This is a genomic window from Brevibacterium sp. K11IcPPYGO002 (assembly GCF_050920635.1).
Lineage (GTDB): Bacteria > Actinomycetota > Actinomycetes > Actinomycetales > Brevibacteriaceae > Brevibacterium.
In genome coordinates this window covers 2988507-3005106 of record NZ_CP131929.1, presented here as the reverse complement: position 1 = coordinate 3005106, position 16600 = coordinate 2988507, and the positions used below count along the sequence as shown (strand labels likewise).

General features: G+C 62.9%; 18 protein-coding genes and 1 pseudogene. 8 read left to right on the top strand and 11 right to left on the bottom strand.

Annotated features, from left to right (window positions below; translation table 11 throughout):
* Positions 1 to 119: 119 nt before the first annotated feature.
* The gene (locus tag QYM46_RS13835) at positions 120 to 647 is read right to left on the bottom strand and encodes a helix-turn-helix domain-containing protein (RefSeq protein ID WP_432789395.1); all 528 of its coding nucleotides are present in this window, start codon (positions 645 to 647) and stop codon (positions 120 to 122) included.
* A gap of 390 nt (positions 648 to 1037) precedes the next feature.
* On the opposite strand from QYM46_RS13835, the gene QYM46_RS13830 reads away from it, so the two are divergent.
* From QYM46_RS13830 to QYM46_RS13810, 5 genes are all read left to right on the top strand, one after another.
* Complete coding sequence (locus tag QYM46_RS13830) at positions 1038 to 1430, top strand: hypothetical protein (protein ID WP_432789394.1); 393 nt, start codon at positions 1038 to 1040, stop codon at positions 1428 to 1430.
* A 188-nt stretch (positions 1431 to 1618) separates the two neighbouring features.
* Positions 1619 to 2536 carry a hypothetical protein gene (locus QYM46_RS13825; RefSeq protein WP_432789393.1) on the top strand — a complete coding sequence of 306 codons (918 nt, stop codon included), beginning with the start codon at positions 1619 to 1621 and terminating at the stop codon, positions 2534 to 2536.
* Between the two features lie 63 nt (positions 2537 to 2599).
* Positions 2600 to 3115, top strand: a complete 516-nt coding sequence (locus QYM46_RS13820) for a hypothetical protein (protein ID WP_432789392.1) — start codon at positions 2600 to 2602, stop codon at positions 3113 to 3115.
* A gap of 159 nt (positions 3116 to 3274) precedes the next feature.
* Positions 3275 to 3568, top strand: a complete 294-nt coding sequence (locus tag QYM46_RS13815; protein ID WP_432789391.1) for a hypothetical protein — start codon at positions 3275 to 3277, stop codon at positions 3566 to 3568.
* Positions 3565 to 4356: a metallophosphoesterase gene (locus QYM46_RS13810; RefSeq protein ID WP_432789390.1), complete on the top strand. Its 792-nt coding sequence runs from the start codon at positions 3565 to 3567 to the stop codon at positions 4354 to 4356. The genes QYM46_RS13815 and QYM46_RS13810 overlap by 4 nt, the downstream gene beginning before the upstream one ends.
* 658 nt (positions 4357 to 5014) lie before the next feature.
* Here QYM46_RS13810 and QYM46_RS13805 read toward each other — a convergent pair.
* From QYM46_RS13805 to QYM46_RS13785, 5 genes are all read right to left on the bottom strand, one after another.
* Complete coding sequence (locus QYM46_RS13805; RefSeq protein WP_432789389.1) at positions 5015 to 5995, bottom strand: DUF2188 domain-containing protein; 981 nt, start codon at positions 5993 to 5995, stop codon at positions 5015 to 5017.
* A 256-nt stretch (positions 5996 to 6251) separates the two neighbouring features.
* Positions 6252 to 6560, bottom strand: a complete 309-nt coding sequence (locus tag QYM46_RS13800; protein WP_432789388.1) for a hypothetical protein — start codon at positions 6558 to 6560, stop codon at positions 6252 to 6254.
* Positions 6557 to 7258, bottom strand: coding sequence for a cation transporter (locus QYM46_RS13795; RefSeq protein WP_432789387.1), 702 nt, complete (start codon positions 7256 to 7258; stop codon positions 6557 to 6559). The genes QYM46_RS13800 and QYM46_RS13795 overlap by 4 nt, the downstream gene beginning before the upstream one ends.
* On the bottom strand, positions 7255 to 7614 hold the full coding sequence (cmtR, locus tag QYM46_RS13790) for a Cd(II)/Pb(II)-sensing metalloregulatory transcriptional regulator CmtR (protein WP_432789386.1): 360 nt from the start codon (positions 7612 to 7614) through the stop codon (positions 7255 to 7257). The genes QYM46_RS13795 and cmtR overlap by 4 nt, the downstream gene beginning before the upstream one ends.
* Positions 7615 to 7661: 47 nt before the next feature.
* Positions 7662 to 8084, bottom strand: coding sequence for a MerR family transcriptional regulator (locus QYM46_RS13785; protein WP_432789385.1), 423 nt, complete (start codon positions 8082 to 8084; stop codon positions 7662 to 7664).
* A gap of 61 nt (positions 8085 to 8145) precedes the next feature.
* Here QYM46_RS13785 and QYM46_RS13780 point away from each other — a divergent pair, with 61 nt between their 5' ends.
* Positions 8146 to 9171 carry an MFS transporter gene (locus QYM46_RS13780; RefSeq protein ID WP_432791742.1) on the top strand — a complete coding sequence of 342 codons (1026 nt, stop codon included), beginning with the start codon at positions 8146 to 8148 and terminating at the stop codon, positions 9169 to 9171.
* 263 nt (positions 9172 to 9434) lie between these two features.
* On the opposite strand, the gene QYM46_RS13775 is transcribed toward QYM46_RS13780, so the two are convergent.
* Positions 9435 to 9623 carry a hypothetical protein gene (locus QYM46_RS13775; RefSeq protein ID WP_432789384.1) on the bottom strand — a complete coding sequence of 63 codons (189 nt, stop codon included), beginning with the start codon at positions 9621 to 9623 and terminating at the stop codon, positions 9435 to 9437.
* A gap of 125 nt (positions 9624 to 9748) precedes the next feature.
* A pseudogene (locus QYM46_RS13770) lies at positions 9749 to 10308 on the bottom strand (recombinase family protein).
* Positions 10309 to 10443: 135 nt separating this feature from the next.
* Here QYM46_RS13770 and QYM46_RS13765 point away from each other — a divergent pair.
* The gene (locus tag QYM46_RS13765) at positions 10444 to 11244 is read left to right on the top strand and encodes an MBL fold metallo-hydrolase (protein WP_432789383.1); all 801 of its coding nucleotides are present in this window, start codon (positions 10444 to 10446) and stop codon (positions 11242 to 11244) included.
* Positions 11245 to 11780: 536 nt separating this feature from the next.
* Here QYM46_RS13765 and QYM46_RS13760 read toward each other — a convergent pair.
* The 3 genes from QYM46_RS13760 to QYM46_RS13750 form a co-directional block, all read right to left on the bottom strand.
* Positions 11781 to 12863: a LacI family DNA-binding transcriptional regulator gene (locus QYM46_RS13760; protein WP_432789382.1), complete on the bottom strand. Its 1083-nt coding sequence runs from the start codon at positions 12861 to 12863 to the stop codon at positions 11781 to 11783.
* A 73-nt stretch (positions 12864 to 12936) separates the two neighbouring features.
* Positions 12937 to 13809 (bottom strand): PfkB family carbohydrate kinase, encoded by an 873-nt coding sequence (locus QYM46_RS13755; protein WP_432789381.1) that lies wholly within the window; start codon positions 13807 to 13809, stop codon positions 12937 to 12939.
* A 122-nt stretch (positions 13810 to 13931) separates the two neighbouring features.
* A complete protein-coding gene (locus tag QYM46_RS13750) occupies positions 13932 to 14933 on the bottom strand; it encodes an SIS domain-containing protein (protein WP_432789380.1) in 1002 nt (333 codons plus the stop codon).
* Between the two features lie 307 nt (positions 14934 to 15240).
* Between QYM46_RS13750 and QYM46_RS13745 the strand changes: the two genes are divergently transcribed.
* Positions 15241 to 16560: an ABC transporter substrate-binding protein gene (locus tag QYM46_RS13745; RefSeq protein WP_432789379.1), complete on the top strand. Its 1320-nt coding sequence runs from the start codon at positions 15241 to 15243 to the stop codon at positions 16558 to 16560.
* The last annotated feature ends 40 nt before the right edge of the window (positions 16561 to 16600 follow it).

Sequence of the window (16600 nt, the reverse complement as noted above, 5' to 3'; positions counted from 1 at the left end):
CGCAGCTTCTCAGTCGAGGTGCTCGAGTACGAGACCGTCGCGGAGGTCGCCGTCAAGATCCAGAGACTCATCGGTGAGATGGTCGACGATGCTGATCGCGAAGAGCCAGCGATCTGGGCTCACTCCACTCCTGCCTCCCTGCGCTTCGCGGCCACGGCCTTGCGGGCTCGGCGCAGGTCGGCCAGAGCCTGGTCGATGTCGCTGGTCTCGTCGACGTCGACCGAGAGCGCGTCGATGGCCGCGTACTGCGCCCGTCGCCGCCGCTCGCGGTAGTCGAGCACGTCGGTTAGGGCGATTCGGCGGTGCGTGCCCGAGCGTGTGTAGGGAAGCTGCCCCTCGTCGAGGGCCTTTATGAGCGTGGGCCGACTGATGCTCAGGAGATCGGCGGCCTGCTGAGTGGTTAGCACATGCGAGGTCGGCGAGACCGTCACGGACAGGCCCTTGCGCATCGCGTCCACGACTCGCAGCAGTACCTCGTAGACCTCCTGCGGGAGCTCGACGGAGTCGTGATCGCCACCGCCGACCAGGTAGTGCCGGGGCCGCGCGCTCAGCGCCTTCTCGGCGGTGAGCATGTCGTAGACGCGGCCGAGCTGCTGCTCGTCGCCGGCGGAATGGGTCGACGGGGCGAGGGTCTCGTTCGCGGACATGGCTGACTCCCTAGGTACAGTAGGCGCAATGTGCTTGCGATTGCTTCGAATAGTCTAGCGCGGATGCCGCATGCATTACGAGCAATGGCATCTCCCGCTTTTCCGGAGATTGGCGGAGAAAATCCCCCAGGTGCGCATCTCCGAGAGGCGTGGGGGGATCCAAGTGATGTCAGATTAGCGCCGCGGCCCTGGCCTGCAGGGAATTGGTGGCCGCGCGTATGTGGGATCTGCTGTCGCCGGGCCATAGGCGTGTGACGGCAACGCATTTGAATGAGAAGTCGATAAGTGAGTGAAGAAAGTCGTCGACCTCGAGTGTGGAAAGGGACGGGCGGAGCCCGTCCCGGGAGGAGTGTTGCAAGTAATACGAATATCTGAGAAAGAGGGTATCACGTGTTTCCAAATCGAGTCGATGACGCAGACCTCATCGGGACGCTGGTGGTGCGCGCGATCCTGGAGGCCGTCGAGGAGGTCGGCGACGCGAGTGTCAGCGGTGACGATCTGACGCAACGAGTTCAGGCGCGCTACGCAGAGTTGACGAAGCCGTTCACGATGAGCCAGGAGGACTACATGGCCGAGACGATCAGCGGCACGTTCCTCGAGGTCGGAGAACGGCTCATCCTGGGAGGTGGGCGAGATGAGTTCGACGCCGATGTCCTCATCGAGACCGTCATCGGGGTGTCCATGGCGACGTTCGAGAGGACTCTCGGCGCGCCGGCGGACGAAGCGAAGGCGCGGACGGCGATCCGGCAGTACATCGATGACGTCCACCGCTTGCCGCGGTGATCTTCTCGCCCTCTACCCGGGCCGGCTCTGCCGGCCACAGCATGACCCCTTCGGGACGCTTGGTCAGTCCATGCGGCTGAATGGCGACCTCCGCCTCCGGCGCGGTCGCGCTCTGTGGTCATTCGGGTCGGCGGAGCCGGCCCCGGGCGGGTGGGTGACAGGCACCCACGACGAGAGGATCACTTCTCATGGCCATCGACAAAAATACCAACGAGTTCGTGCCATACTCCGTGCTCGAGGAGCGCGGATGGACGCCGCAGATGCTCAAGATCCACCGCCTCGACGGCACTGCTCAGGGATGGTCCCTGGCCAGAGCGCAGGCCATCGAAGGAACGCCCGATTGGCAGGACGACCGAGCGCGCGCGGATGCCGGCCTGCCGCTGCTCTACCGCCGCCAGGAGCTGCTCGCCGACCGCCGCTGGAGCGTGACCATGGTCGCCGAGTTCCTCCCAGAGCCCGACGTCGTGGAATCGCTCGGGCCGCATAGGCGGCGGCACTCGTTCGCCGCGAGGCGTGTCGAGGCGATCGAAGCGACCGATCGATTCAAGGAGCGCGCTGCCATCGCGGCAGAGATGTCGCGGAAGGCTGCGCGTTCAATCGAGCGCATGCGCCGGCAGAACGGAGTCAAGCTGGAGGCCGAGCAGGTCGTCGCGCAGCTCCTCGCCGGATTCGAGTACTCGGTGGCCGGCGACGAGACGCTCGCGGAGGTCGTCGCACTTGCCCGGGTGGACTGGGACGCCGATGAGGATTGGCGCGAGGCCCGCGGCCGCGCGTTGTGGACTCGGCCGTCTGACGGCAGGCTCGCGGTCGACTTCCTGCGGCACAAGCGCACCGCCTACGACCACCAGCTCGGAGAGATCCAGCACGGCCTGTGGGAACTGGAAGCGGAAGTGACGGACGACGAGGGCGAGAATCCGATCGAGCCCTTCTTCGACGAGCTCAAGAACAGCGCCCACGCCGCGATCCGGGCGCGGACTCTCGAAGTGATCGAATCCACCTTTCCCCAGCTTGCCGACGCGGTCGCCCAGCGCCGCGAGTCGAACTACGTCATGAGCGGCGGGCAGCTCTTTCACACGGGGACTCCGCCACACCTGCTCCGGCGGTGACAGGTCACATCAGCAGGCGGGGGATTCCGCCTAGGCCGCGGCACTCTGCGGTGAAAGCCCGTAATGAACACCAACAAGTACACGTACAGGAGAAAGCCAATGGGAAACGCATTCACGAATCAGCCGATGCCGACGCACTGCAAGCGTTGCGGTCGCACATATCAGGAGAAAGCGCACGACTCCGGCCAGTGGAACATCGATTTCGCGTCGGGTTACGTGACCGGTCTGATCTGCCCGCGCTGTCAGACCGCCGAGGACGTCATGGAGGCTCAGGCCAACGATCTCGCGCTCGAAGGATCCACGATCGTGGAATGGGATTCGCTCAGTAGCAGCGAGAAGAATGACGTGATCCACGATGCGATCTATCAACGTGCGGTCGCGACAATCGAGAAGCACAAGAAGGCGGCGCAGATGGCCGGTGACACGCACGTGATGGTCGATCCCGCCTCATGGGGCCAGGAAGCCGTCGATTCGTGGCCCGGGATCAAGGGGCAGAGCGCGGCCGTGCGCACCAGCGCCAACTCGCTGGCGACGGACATCATCACCCAGGTGCTCGGGCTGAACAAAGTCCGAGGCTGAGTAGCTTCCGCAGAGCGGCGCGCAGGACCGACGAGGCCCGTCCATCGGGTCTCGTCGGCCCATCTCGGACGGCCCCGTTGAGCGACGGTTGGGGCAGCTGAGCCGCTTGGTGCCGTCGTCCGCCAAGGTGGATAATTTGTGCAGGAGGGGATCACGAGCATGGATGACGAAGCGTCCGAGACGATGCGGCAATGGGACTCGCTGACCGAGGGGCAGCGCCATCCCAAGAATCTCGCGATCCTCGCACTGGAGAGTCTTGCCCTCCCTGACGAGCCTCGGTGCCGCGTCACCATCGTCCAGGACGCCGACTACTGGAACCCTGTAGTCTCGATCGTCGTCGAGTCCTCCGAGGGCGGCCGTCGGAGGGTCGAGATCCACGAGGACGACGGCCCGTGCTCTCTGGCGACGAGGGTGCGAGCAGCGGCCGAGCAGCTTATCACCGAGGGAGAATGACCATCGAACGCACCTACGCCGTGTCCGACATCCACGGCCACATCGAGTCGGTCCGTGCGGTGCTCGAGCTCGTCGGCCTGGACCGTGACCCCGTTGCTGAGCTGGTCCTGCTCGGAGACTACGTCGATCGCGGTCCTGCAAGCGCCGATGTCCTCATCACGGTCCGGAAGCTGTGCTTGCGGTTCCCGGACCGAGTGACGGCTCTCCTGGGAAATCACGACGACTGGTTCCTCGACTGGCTCGACGGCGACGACGAGGACTTCTCCTGGCTGATGGGCGATGCTGACCTCGGCACTGTGAAGTCGTTCCTCGACCCTCTCGAGCTCGCTCATGCGCTCGGGCACGACGATCCCAGCAGCGATGCATCCACGCTCGACGGACCGACGATGAACCACAACATCAAGAACGCAATTCTGGCGAAGCACTCGGAGCTCGTCGGTTGGCTGCGCAGGCTGCCGCGCGTCCACGAGACAGGCGACCACATCTTCGTGCACGCCGGCGTCGACGAGGAAGCGGAGGAGCTGTGGCGAGCGGCGACGCCCGACTACGTGTACACTGAGAAGTTCCCTCCGACGTTCGGCCCGTTCGTCAAGACAGTGATCGCCGGCCATGTCCGCACATCAGAGATGCACGAAGACGGATCCCATGGCATATTCCACGATGGCGATAGCCATTACTACATCGACGGGTCAGTCGAAGTGACCGGTCGCTTGAACGTCCTGCGATACTCGGTCGCTGATGGGACGTACGAGTCCTTCGTCGCTGGACCGGCTGCGGAGACAGGCTGATGCCTGGAATTCTGCGCTCCGAGCACTGGTTGGACGCTGAGGAGCGCACCTATGGCTGGCACCATCACGCTGGTCCGCACGCGTGCGACTTTAGGGCTTCATGCGGTATACTGTCGAATGTAACGCCCCGGTGACTATTTGGACCTTACGGTTCGGACTCCCGGGGCGACAGTCTTCTCGAGGGAAGTTCCAGCGCGACCAGGGCATCGGAGCCCACTCAGTTCGCGGCAGAGAAAATCCCCCAAGCGCGCTTCGTCGACAGGCGTGGAGGATGCAGTGGTCTCAGGCCAACACTGCCGGTCCAGTATGGAGCGGGCCGGAGTGAGGAGCCGCGACGACGAACCGGGTGGGAAGAGGCGGTCACCTTGAGGACCACTACCTCGACGAGTCAGCTCGGGGAATGAGGACCGGCCCTGGGCCTGCCGACGCAGGCGGAACCGGTCGTTGTGGGTCAATCCTATCGGGCTCCGGCGAGCTGGCCGAGGAGCACCCTGCCCGGCAGTCGCTCTAGGTTGTTGGTACGTGGCGTCCGGGCATATGCATCGTAGACATCGCCCGTTGGGCGCGGCCGAAGACCGACGGTTTCCCAGCTGCCTGTCCATATGAGCCGTCGTTGTTGGATTGGGGGAGTGGTTCGAGGCTATCGATCTGCGACTCGTCACACGGCCCGAGGAGCCGCTTCAGGCCGATCTCGCGTTAGTTCGAAGATCGCCAGTTCGACCTGAGCCCGACTCCGACCGTAAGGGGTACCCCAAGAGTCGAGCAGGCCGCGATAGCGGCGGTAGTCCCGAGTGGACCGTGGGGACAGGCGGATGCTTCCCTCACCAGCAGTGCCGGCAGCGATCCAGTCGCTCACGCGCTTGTCCAGGATCGGAGCCACGTCGGGGCCGTCGATGGAGTCGACCATCGACGAGAAGGCGATCCACTTCGTGAAGAAGGCTCCGCCGAGGTACTTGACCTTGCCTTCGTTGTTCATGAGCCGAAACGACTCCCGGGCACCAGAGTGCCGAACTGCGTTGGCTCCGGCAAGCAAATGCTGCCTGATCGACTCGTCCAGGGGTGCGGTCATGTTCGCCCGTCTCCGGATGCCTGTGAGGATTGACCTGGCGCGGAATGGGCCGTACCCGCCTGGCCCGCCCCAGATCAGCACGGGAATGAATGCGGCTAGAACGCGGTCGATCGTGAGGTTGGCCTGGACGACGTCGCGGACGATGGCGCGGTCGAGACGGTCGGGTAGCGCTTCTAAAGCCTCGGTAGCATCCGGAGCATCGTGGACCACGGGTAGCCACTTGGACCGATTCCACTCGAACGCCCGCTGCGTCGGGCCCGGCTCGGACAGCCGGTCGGCGAGGGCCGCAGGCGCAGCCCACGCGGAGCCAGTTCTTCCGGCGTCGTTCACAGCGGAACGCTCATCCCTTGGGCGGGTGGGGTCCTTCTTGCCGATCGTGTCGGTGTTCCGGATCTGGTTGTTGTCCTTGCGGTGGTCGCGCATTTCGCCCCCGCTTCTCTCGGCGAACCCTCGGGCGGCGTCATGGGCATCTGCCTGGGAGTCGTAGCGGCCGGCCGCCTTCGACGCTCCAGCGCGCTTAGCGCTCCAGTCGCCGGTGTCCTTGTTGTACTGCACGTCGTAGTCAGGCACGTTCCTGCCTTCCGTCTGAGCGTTCGAGCCTGGTGCTCTGATCAACTCGCGGAAGACGTGGATGCCAGGGTTCGTATAGCCCGGGGACCCCGTATACTTCTACCAACACGACAGGTCGGCTTCTCTAGATGAGACGCGGGCCTGTTCTCTTTTGCCACCGCGTCGGGCGGAGTTCAGTCCTGGGACGTGTCCCGGAGGCCTGAACGCGAGATCGACTGGGCGATGCGCGGAGCCGGCGCTGGATCAGGCCCAGCGACTATCCGACGTCGAGCGCGGCGAGCTGCTCGGCGCTGCCGGTGACGACCAGGAGCAGCTGCTCACGGTCGTCCTCGGCCCTCCAGTCGACGAAGGAGCAGCAGGAGCTCTCGACCGCGACGAGTTCGCGCAGCCGCCGGACCGAGTCCTCGGTCCGCGCGTAGCGCACGATCAACCGGGTCTCGGTGCGCTCGACGCCGAGGCAGTGCTCGTCGTCGAAGGCGCGCCAGCGCTCGATCTGCTCCCTGCCCGCGCCGGGCGCGAGCGCGCAGGCGATCGGGAGGCCGCCCAGCGGTCCGGTCCTGTTCACGACTCCGTCCTCCGCGCCGGGGCGCAGCAGTCGTCCCGGCAGCCCTCGGCCTCGCGCACCCCGGTCAGCGCGCTCACCGGCGCGGCGCAGCAGGCGTCGCCCCTCCACGCCTCGACGCCCTCTCGGCCGGCGAGCACCGCGATCACCAGTGCCGCGACGGAGTCGGCCCATGCCCAGCCGAGCAGAGCGTTGAGCAGCAGCCCGACCAGCAGCGCCGCGGACAGGTATGTACAGATCAGGGTCTGCTTGGAGTCGGCGACAGCCGACGCGGAGCCGAGCTCGCGGCCGGTGCGGCGCTCGAACCAGGACAGGAATGGCATGACGACCAGGCTCAGCGCGGCGATCGCGATACCGACGGGGGAATGCTCGACCTCGCGGACGCCGAGCAGGGAGAGCACAGCGTCGACCGAGACGTAGACGGCCAGGCCGAAGAACGACACCGCGATGACCCGCAGGGCGACCTTCTCGCGCTTCTCGGGGTCGGGGGCGGCGAACTGCCAGGCGATCGCCGCGGCGGAGAGGACCTCGACGACGGAGTCGAGGCCGAAGCCGATCAGCGCAGCCGAGGACGCCGCGCGGCCGGCCAGCAGCGCGACGACCGCCTCGACGACGTTCCAGCCGATCGTGATCGCGACGACGACCCGGATCCGACGCCGCAGGACCGCCGCGCGGTCGGATGCGCCCAGGACGGCCGTCACTGCCGGCTCCCGTCGTCGCAGCAGCCGGGGACGGAGCACTCCGGGTCCAGGCACGGCGCGCTCTCGTCGACAGCCAGCGTGACGTCCACCAGCGCCGTGAGCGCCGCCGCGATGTGCGGGTCGGCGATCTCGTAGCGCGTCTGCCGGCCCTCCGGCTCGGCGACGACGATCCCGCAGCCCCGCAGGCAGGACAGGTGGTTCGACACGTTCGTGCGCGTCAGCTCGAGGTCACGGGCCAGCCTCGCCGGGTAGCCCGGCCGCTCGATCAGCGACAGCAGGATCCGCGAGCGGGTCGGGTCGGCCATGGCGCGACCCAGGCGGTTCATGACGTCGACGCGCGAAGCAATAGTCAGCATGCACTGACCATACAGCAGTTGCTGACCTATTGACCAGGACCGTGCGATCAGTCCTCAGGAACGGCCGAGCCGGCGAAGGCCCTGAACGCGCACTCCGACCGGCAGGGCTCGTCGCTGTCCGGGCAGCCGTCGACGTGGTCCCGCGCCTCGCGGAGCTGTTCCTGCAACTGGGCGAGAACTCGCAGCTGGCGCTCGACGGCGGCGATCTGCTCGGCCAGCAGAGGCTGCAGGGCGGCCTTCACCCCCGTGCAGGTCCCGTCATCGGCGAGCTCGAGGAGCCGGCGGATCTCGGGCAGCTCGAGGCCAAGCCGCTTGGCCGCCGCGATGAAGTCCAGACGCTCGAGGTGGCTATCGTCGAAGTCCCGGTACCCGTTGGGGCTCCGACCCGCCTGGAGGATGCCGAGGCGCTCGTAGTAGCGCAGCGTGCTCGCCGGCACCCCGGTGCGCTCGGAGACCTCGGAGATCTTCATGCTCCGACCCTACGGCTCGCCGTCTTGACCTTCAACCCGGGTTCAAGGTCTAACGTTGCCCGTGCATCGTCTCGTGCGCGGAGGCGACGGTGGGCCAGATGCTAAGGAGGCTGCCCAGGCGCAGGCGCTGGCAGCCCTGCTCGCTGCAGCGCTGGGACCGGTCCTGCCCGCAGCGCTGGCGACGGCAACGACCTGGCGCGCGCTGTTCGGCCTCGACGTCGTGCTCGCGGCCGTGACGGCGGCCGCGGTCTGGAGGACACTCCCGCCCGCCCGGCGCATGGTAGGCCGGATCTCGGTCTTGGTGCGCGACGCGCTGATGGCATTTGTCGCCGCCGCGGCGGTGGCGACGCTGTTCTTCTCCGTGATCGAAGGCGCGCGGCTCGACGCAGGGGCCGTGCCCATCGTTGCTGTGGCGGTCGGCGCGCTCGGGCTGCTCGCGACCTTGGCCGTGGTCGACGCGCGACGCCACCGTCCATTAGTTCCGCTGAGGCTGCTGCGACGCCGCCGGTTCGTCGCAGGCAACATCGTCAGGGGGCTCACGGAGTTCGCCAGCCTGGGCGTGTTCCTGCCCCTGTCTGGGTACCTCCAGGACGAGGTCGGGCACTCGCCACTGATCGCCGGCCTGCTCTTGATGCCGATCATCCTGGGCGCTCTCTTCACTGCTCCGGTCGCAGAGAAGTACGCAGGGCGGGTCCACGTTGTGTGGTTCCTCGTGCCCGGGCTCGTGTGCACCGCGGCCGGCGTCGTCTGGCTCGCGCACATCGCGCCGGGGATGCCCTGGTGGTTCGTCCTCGCTCCGCTGGCGGTCGTCGGGGCCGGCATCGGTGCGGTCGAGTCGCCCGCCGAAGCGGTCGTCGCCTCCGACACGCCCGCCGGAGCCGACGAAGCGGCCTGGCCGCTCGGGCGCATCTTCTACCTCCTCGGCATCGGGTCCGGCGTCGCCGTCGTCTCCGCGGTGTGGCAGGCAGGCGGCGTCCACACGGCATCCGGCGTCAACAGCGCCCTGGGCGTCTGCGCAGTGGCCGCGCTCGTCGGAGCTGCGATCGCGGCGGCGGGCACGGTCGGGCCTTCCCGAGCACCGTCCTGACTGATGCGGGCGGGGGAGCGATCGGCCGTCTGTGAGCCATGTTCGAGCGAAGCCAGCAAGGAGCGACGTAAGGCCGGGACACAACTCGAAGACGAAGAACTTGTTGGCCATTGCGACTCCGCCTTGACGATGCCGCTGGTCACGGCGTCTCGTGGACATCTCCCTGACGAGACGAGACCCGATCCCCGGCGCGAGGCCGGTGATCGGGTCTCGAAAAGTCGGTCTTGCTCGGTCACGTCCCGAAAGGTCCTTTCCGAGACGACTCACGCGATCAGGTCGCCGACGAGCCTCTCGAGCTCGCTGCGCTGCTGCGGGGAGAGTGCGGCGACCTCCGCGGCTAGCGCATGCAGCCGAGCCGAGGTCGGCCCAGACGCTGCGAGCAGCTGCTCGGCCTTCGTCCGGGCCCTCCGCCGTACCAGTGACTCGTCCGTCCCCGTGGTCGTGTGGCGCACGACCGTGCCTTCGTGGAGCCTGAGCGACCAGTCCAGTCGCCAGGTGCCGTTCCGTTCCCGAGGGTTGCCGCGGTCGATCGTGTGCTCGCCCGGTTCGAGCTTCGCGGTCGTCGCCCGACGAGTGCTCAGGACTGAGCCTTCTCGTCGGCCGCGTACCTGCACTTGGCCTTCAGCGCCGTGTACAGCGTCTGCCTGCTGACTCCGAGCTCGCTCGCGGTGAAGACCTGGTTGCCTGTGAGCTTCGGCTCCCCCTCGTAGACGTCGTTCGTCTTCGCGATGGCGATCCCTTCGGCCTGGCGCTCCCGGATGACGGCGCGCTCGAACTGTGTGACCGCGGCCAGAATTGTGAGCATGAACGCGCCTTGCGGGGTGTCGATGTTTAGGGCCCTGCTGCCGACGAACTCGACCGCGACTCCCTTGCCCTTCAGGTCCTCGACGAGCGAGAGCAGGTCAGTTGTCGACCGCGACAGCCGGTCGGGCGAATTCACCCGGACCAAGTCGCCCTCGCAGACATAGAGGCAAGCATCTCCTGGAGCTGCCTCCGGTCGTCGACGCTTTTGTCGCTGACCTTCTCGGCGAACAGCCTGTCGACCTCTGCGACAGCCTCGACCTGCCGCGCCTGGTCCTGGTCGGATTCGCTGACTCGTACGTACTCGACCGTCTGACCCTTTTTCTGTCCAACCATGTCGTGACCTTCTCCTCACTTGTGTTCAAAGCCCTCGATCGTGAGCGGCAGCGATAGACGGCGGTCTTCTGGCAACACTCAGAAGCAGGATAACGGGCTGTGGACGATGAGGCGAGGACGTGAAACGCTCACAGCATGCCTACGCTCACAGTCCTCGGTGCCTCCGCTGCGCATCCTGTGATGGGAGAGGCCTGCAGTGGCTACCTCATCGATTGGGACGGGTTTCGCCTCGTGCTCGATCTTGGTTACGGTACTTTCCCACGTCTGCTCAGTCATGTGCCCGATGCCGATATTGACGCCGTGGTCATCACGCATGAACACCCGGACCACTGCATCGACGTTCATGGCTTGTTTCGATTTCGACACTATACCCAGCCACGAATGAGTAAGCTGCCGCTGTATTGCCCGGTAGGAGCGGTCGATCGCCTCAATACGTTGGAGCCGGGCATCGACATGCGTTCGGCATTCGATATCTATCCACTGCCTGGCCGCTACGACGTCGGGCCCTTTGAGCTTAGCAGCGTGGCACTTCGGCATTTCGTCCCAAACTACGGCGTTCGTCTCGAAACGTCGACTGCAGCGGTCGCCTTCACCGGCGATACCGGACCGCACCCAGCCCTAGCCGATCTCGGCCACAATGCGGACCTCTACATCGTTGACGCAACTGACAGGCCAGGTGAGCTCGAGAACACCGATCGTAACCTGCTCACCGCAGCCGAAGCCGGCATCTGGGCCGACCGAGCGGGCGCTAAACGTTTGCTTTTGACCCATTTCTGGCCGGGAAACGACCGTTCTTCGGCAGCATCGGCCGCAAGGAAGCATTTCGGAGGGGATGTTCTCACTGCCGAACAGGATCTGCGCATTGCTTTGACACCACCCAAGGACGACGTCAAAGATCGTCGTCGCGCCACCTCGCGAGGACATCTTGCCGATTAAGGAAGCGACTGTCTGGACCATTCGGAGCTGAAGAATTCAGCATCCCTCGATCGCTGGGCTGTGTACGCCGGCAATGTTGCAGCGACGATGCTGGATGGGAAGCGAGTTCTCGATGATTTCCCGTCACTCGGGCGACATGCGACAGCTTTGATGTTCTCACTATATGAGTTCACCTGATGTTGGCATGGCTCGCCATCGAGTCTTCTTAGCCGCCGTGCTGACCGCCTTATCTGCAGTCTTTCATTGATCCTGGCGCTGGCCTTTTCGTTCAATGGCTGGCTCGCCTCCAGGCTGTCTTGATGCCTGTGGACCCCAGTGTGCTAGACGCGGCGACATTCGCCGCACCGATGCTGCTCGAAGTCCATGTCCGTGAGCCCGAACTGTCTACAGCCGGACCCGCGTTGCTTTTCCTGGGGGACTAGATAGTTCGCACGCCTCTAAGCACGCCCGAATCCATCTAGTCACTTCGTGTGCCCAAGATCTATGACGTCAGGGACGGATAAGAACAAGGGGATCGAACCAGTACAAACGCAGAATCATTTCTCGACGTGGAGTGGACGCCCGATGGATGAGCGCCAGATGACCTCGGTCTCAAGCTCCTCGATGCGGGGATCTTCAGCGATTCCGTTGATCCTTTCCAGAAGGAGATTGCTGGCTCGAACCCCCAGCTCGCGCGTAGGTTGCTTGATCATCGAGATGGGTGGTTCGAAGACTGCAGCCCAAGAACTGTCGTCGAACCCCATAATCGACACGTCCTTAGGGATGCTTAAACTGGCCTCGCGGATCGCGGACAGTGTTCCAGTGAGCGCTTCAGTCTCCGTGCAGAAGAACGCCGTCGGTGGGTCGGCGAGGCCAAGCATTCTTGATACTTCAGCTGCAGCGTGCTCTTCATTTTTCTCGCCCAACATGACGAGGTCAATATCAAGCTCTATCCCCTCGCCGGCGAGGGCATCCAGGTACCCCATCATGCGTTCGCCATCAGTCCACAAATCATTGCGAGCGGCATCCGAAAGGCCGCTTTGCCACCTTGGACGTTCAGCGACCGGTGGCCCCCACGCGTAGCCGATTCGCGTATGACCGTGTGAGATGAGGGCGGAGATCGAGTTCCTAACCGACTCCCGATTGTTGATTATGACTGAGTCAAATTGGACTCGAGGAACCGAACGGTCAAGCAGGACGATCGGAATCGAATGCTGCTCAGCAATCTGAAGGTGCCCGATATCGTCCATTCCGCGTACTGCAGTAGACAGAATGATGCCGTCGACTCGTTTGTCGACCAAAAGCTTGACTGCAGCAACTTCGCTTCCGACATCTTCATAGGTACTGACAAGGAGAGTGTCGAAACCGTTAGCCATCGCAGTGTCGGAAGCCCCGCGGACAACGTCGCCGAAGAACGGGTTCGACACGTCGGCAATGACGAGTCCAATCGTCCTGGTACTGCCGGTAGACATGCTCTGGGCGAGTCGATTGGGCCGGTAGCCAAGGTCGTCGGCCACGGTCAGAACGCGCTTTCGAGTTGCTTCGCTGACGTAACCGTACCCGCCGAGAGTTCGGGCGACAGTTGCTCTGCCTACGCCGCTCGCCTTGGCTACCTCCGAGATGGTGGGATTCCGGGTCACAGGTGTCCTTTCGCAGGAGAGGTGACTGTCGTCGTCTGTCCTTCTTCGACATTCTACGGTTGACCAGACGGTTTCACGATTTTGGCGAGGCGCGTCCTCGTCCAAAGGCTGATTCGACGAAGCACTGGTACTTCGCTGAACGACCGCCGGCATGTAGAGCTGTCATAAGTTGCTTGTCCGTCACCAACTTCCCCTTGCGCCACCCGCGGCCGAAAAGTTCAACGACGAAGCCAGCCAAAAATGCGTCACCGCATCCCATGGTATCGACGATCGCTGTCGGGTCCTTTATAGTCTCCGCCGGGACATCAACCCATCGGTACCCGTCGGTCACGACGGAGCCACGCTCACCGAGCGTCCCTAAGGCCAATGCGGCACCGGCGTCGATGAGTCGCTGCATGTGCTGTCGAGCATCGCCTACGCCAAGGTCGGAATACGACGCTAGAGCCAAATCGAGGCAAGGTGCGACGCACCTAACGTAGTCGTCCGTCCGGTAGGCAGCCTCGCTTGAAAAGTCGAAGCTGACTAATGCTGGCGACGATCTGAGCCTGTGTAGCTGGCTCTCAGTGCCGGAGTAGACGCCGGAGTGGACAAGATCGAAGGTTGCCGCGTACCCAAGACGACCCTCATCGAGGTCAATTGGATTTGAGACCGTGATTCCTCCGCCGTTCCAACCGCCGAAGCTGCGGTCCCTGTCGACGACCTTCAAAGTCGAAATCCCAGATTCACCAGACCGTACTATCGACCGATCAGTTTCAACGCCTTCGCAATCGATTGCGTTGCGGAGGAAGACCCCCAGGTCGTCGTCACCAAAGACTCCGAGATACGAAGCGACGGCCCCGAGCCGGCGGGCATACACAGCAACGTTGACAGCATTTCCACCAGGGTAATCTCGCCCACGATCCAAATAACGATCGACGATATTATCGCCAAACCCCAGTATTCTCACTCGACCAAGTTCCTCTCTTCCGGGGATACAGACGGCACCAATTGCCGGCGAACATGTGTGGATGTCTGCAGTATTGCCGGGGGGCAGGATCGGCCGCGCTTTCACCCCGACGTATACAGACGTCAGTAATCCATGACGCGATAGTAGCGGCGGATGTCGAGCGAATGATCGCGGACTTTCGCGAGATGTTTTGCCACTCGGTCCATCACGGTGTCCATGACGATCGGGCCAATAAGGGCGCGCGTGACAGGGCTGAAACCTGTGAGCTCGTAGTCCTTGGTGTCGAAGACGGTGACGTCCTTTGAAATGCGCTTCGCGAACTTCTCAGCACGTTCGGTGAGAACACGAGTTTCGTCCTCTCCTTTGAAGATCAACACAGAGGTATCGTCTTCGAGAAGTTCGAGCGAGCCATGGAAAAACTCGGAGCTATTGACACGTGTCGTCCTTAACCACTGCATCTCTTCGAGGATGCACATGGAGAACAGATAAGTGAAACCCCAAAGCGGTCCACCACCAATAAGGAAGTGATAGTCAGTGGCTTTATGCGCTGCCGCAAATGTCTCAGCCTGAGCCTCAGCCTTCCTCGCTACCGAAAGGAGTGCGTCCGGAAGCCCCATCAGCTCGCCAGCGACAGTCGCATAGTCCGAGAACTCTCCCCGAACAGACAGAAGTCGGCCAATCAAGAGTAAGAGCTGCATGTCGAAAGGCCACGTCTTCGGTTGCGAGACGAGTGAATGAGTGACCGCTTTGGCGATAGCGGAATCCGGGTGCCCTGTAAACGCCACGGTCGTGGCTCCCTCCGCCTTCACATACTCGATCGCCTCGAGTACATCAGCGGTAGTTCCCGATACAGACGTAAAGACCGCGAGAGTGGACTCACTCAGCAGTGCTTCACCTGATTCGACAAGCTCTTTTGAGATCGCGGCTCGGATCGGCAGTGTTGACATACGGCGAGCCCAATATTCGTAGGGCAGCATCTGGGCGTACGTGCCACCGGAGCCGACAAGCAGAACATTGTCGATCCCCTGCTGTTGCAATAGATCGACGAGCTCCTCGATCTGTGGGCGGAGGCCGACGGCGCTACCGATCTGAGTACGAAATTCCTGTTCTTTGAAGTCGAGCATTGTCATCCTTTCCACACGTCGCACTCCGGCAACGTGATACCGGTATCAGTGATGACCATACTTACACACCGCCAATCTGCTGGTCAATCGTGACGGCAACTTTCGCCCCGATCTCCTCGGTTCCAGTCTTCTTTTCAGATTTTTTGCCCAATGCTCTTGAAATGTGTTGCCAGTCACGTCAGAATCGAACTCACGATATGGAACCGGTCTCATGTCAGGTCAAGACGATTGGCTGAGTCCGTGCACTAGGGTTCACCGGCGAACTCTTTGGGTACGGGCAATAGTCCCGGCCGGGAAAGGATAAAGGATGCTCAACGTGAAGAACCTTGGCAAAGTCCTGGTGATTGGTGTGGCATTGATGTTGGTCGGGTGCACGACCAAACCGAGTGATGTTCCAGATGCCGACATCACATCCGATCCTGACTTCACCGGATCGATCAGTATTCTCACAAAATTCGGTGGCGAACCGGACCAACAGTATTTCTCTGACCTGGCTGCGGACTACAAAGAACTGCACCCGGATGTGACATTTGATTTGATCCAGGAGACCGACCAATCGATAAAAGACAAAACGAAGACCCTTGCTGCATCGGGATCACTACCGGACATCTACTTCAGTTGGACTGGTCAGTGGGCTACGAACTTTGTCGACGGCGGTCTCGCCGCCGACCTCACCGATGTCATTGCCCCGGGCACCGAGTGGGGAGACACATTCGGTAAGGCCGCCCTCAAGGCGTTTGAACTCGACGGCGGCTACTACGCTGTTCCGCTGTACAACAACGCTAAGTTCATGGGATACAACGAACGGGCATTTGAAAAAGCTGGAGTGAAGGTGCCTACGACCTTCGACGACCTTCTCAGTGTGTGCGGACCGCTACGCGAGGCCGGATACGTGCCGATCTCCTTTGGCAACAAGGACGGATGGCCTGCTCTGCACTATCTCCAACAGCTGTTCGCCTACAACGTCCCCAGTGATGTGCTCCAACGCGATTTTGATCCGAAGACAGCGTCGTGGGACGACCCCGGTTACGTTGAGGCCCTCAGACAGTTCAAAGAACTCGTCACTCAATGCACGAGTAGCAAAAACGGCTCCAACGGTGTGCTGTATACGACGGCACAGGAAGACCTGGCAAATGAACGATCGGCAATGTACTACCAGGAGATTCTGGAGTTCGAGAGTTCAGCAGGCGAAGGTTCGCGATTGAAGCAGGGGACGTTCGACTTCTTTCAAATGCCTGCCCCCGAGGGGGGCAATGGCAACCCTAATGCCCTGGAAGGAGCGCCGGAAGGCTACATGATCAACGCCAAGTCGCCGCGTGCATCCCTGGCCCTGGACTTCATGAAGTTCGCTACAGAGAAGGAGAACGCGGAGGCTCTCTCGGCTGCCCCATACGGTCAACCGAGCACTGTCATTGATGCGGTCACCCAGGAGAACTCGGGTAGCTCCGTGTACGAAGGCGTCCAGGAAATCAATTCAGCGCCCCAGCTCTTCGCCTGGTTGGACACTGCCACCGTGCCGCGGGTCTCCGACGCGTGGTTGTCTGCAGGCCAAGCGTTGATCACTGGGGATGCAACACCAGAAGAGGCCCTTCAAAACGTACAGAAGGCCAACGAACTCGTCCCCTAGGTCGCATTCAACGAGTTCGCTGGACCTTCTGAAGACCTGA

Coding starts and splice junctions, on each gene's coding strand:
- QYM46_RS13835 (WP_432789395.1), bottom strand. CDS start 647: ATGTCCGCGAACGAGACCCTCGCCCCGTCGACCCATTCCGCCGGCGAC.
- QYM46_RS13825 (WP_432789393.1), top strand. CDS start 1,619: ATGGCCATCGACAAAAATACCAACGAGTTCGTGCCATACTCCGTGCTC.
- QYM46_RS13820 (WP_432789392.1), top strand. CDS start 2,600: ATGAACACCAACAAGTACACGTACAGGAGAAAGCCAATGGGAAACGCA.
- QYM46_RS13815 (WP_432789391.1), top strand. CDS start 3,275: ATGGATGACGAAGCGTCCGAGACGATGCGGCAATGGGACTCGCTGACC.
- QYM46_RS13810 (WP_432789390.1), top strand. CDS start 3,565: ATGACCATCGAACGCACCTACGCCGTGTCCGACATCCACGGCCACATC.
- cmtR (WP_432789386.1), bottom strand. CDS start 7,614: ATGCTGACTATTGCTTCGCGCGTCGACGTCATGAACCGCCTGGGTCGC.
- QYM46_RS13785 (WP_432789385.1), bottom strand. CDS start 8,084: ATGAAGATCTCCGAGGTCTCCGAGCGCACCGGGGTGCCGGCGAGCACG.
- QYM46_RS13765 (WP_432789383.1), top strand. CDS start 10,444: ATGCCTACGCTCACAGTCCTCGGTGCCTCCGCTGCGCATCCTGTGATG.
- QYM46_RS13750 (WP_432789380.1), bottom strand. CDS start 14,933: ATGCTCGACTTCAAAGAACAGGAATTTCGTACTCAGATCGGTAGCGCC.
- QYM46_RS13745 (WP_432789379.1), top strand. CDS start 15,241: ATGCTCAACGTGAAGAACCTTGGCAAAGTCCTGGTGATTGGTGTGGCA.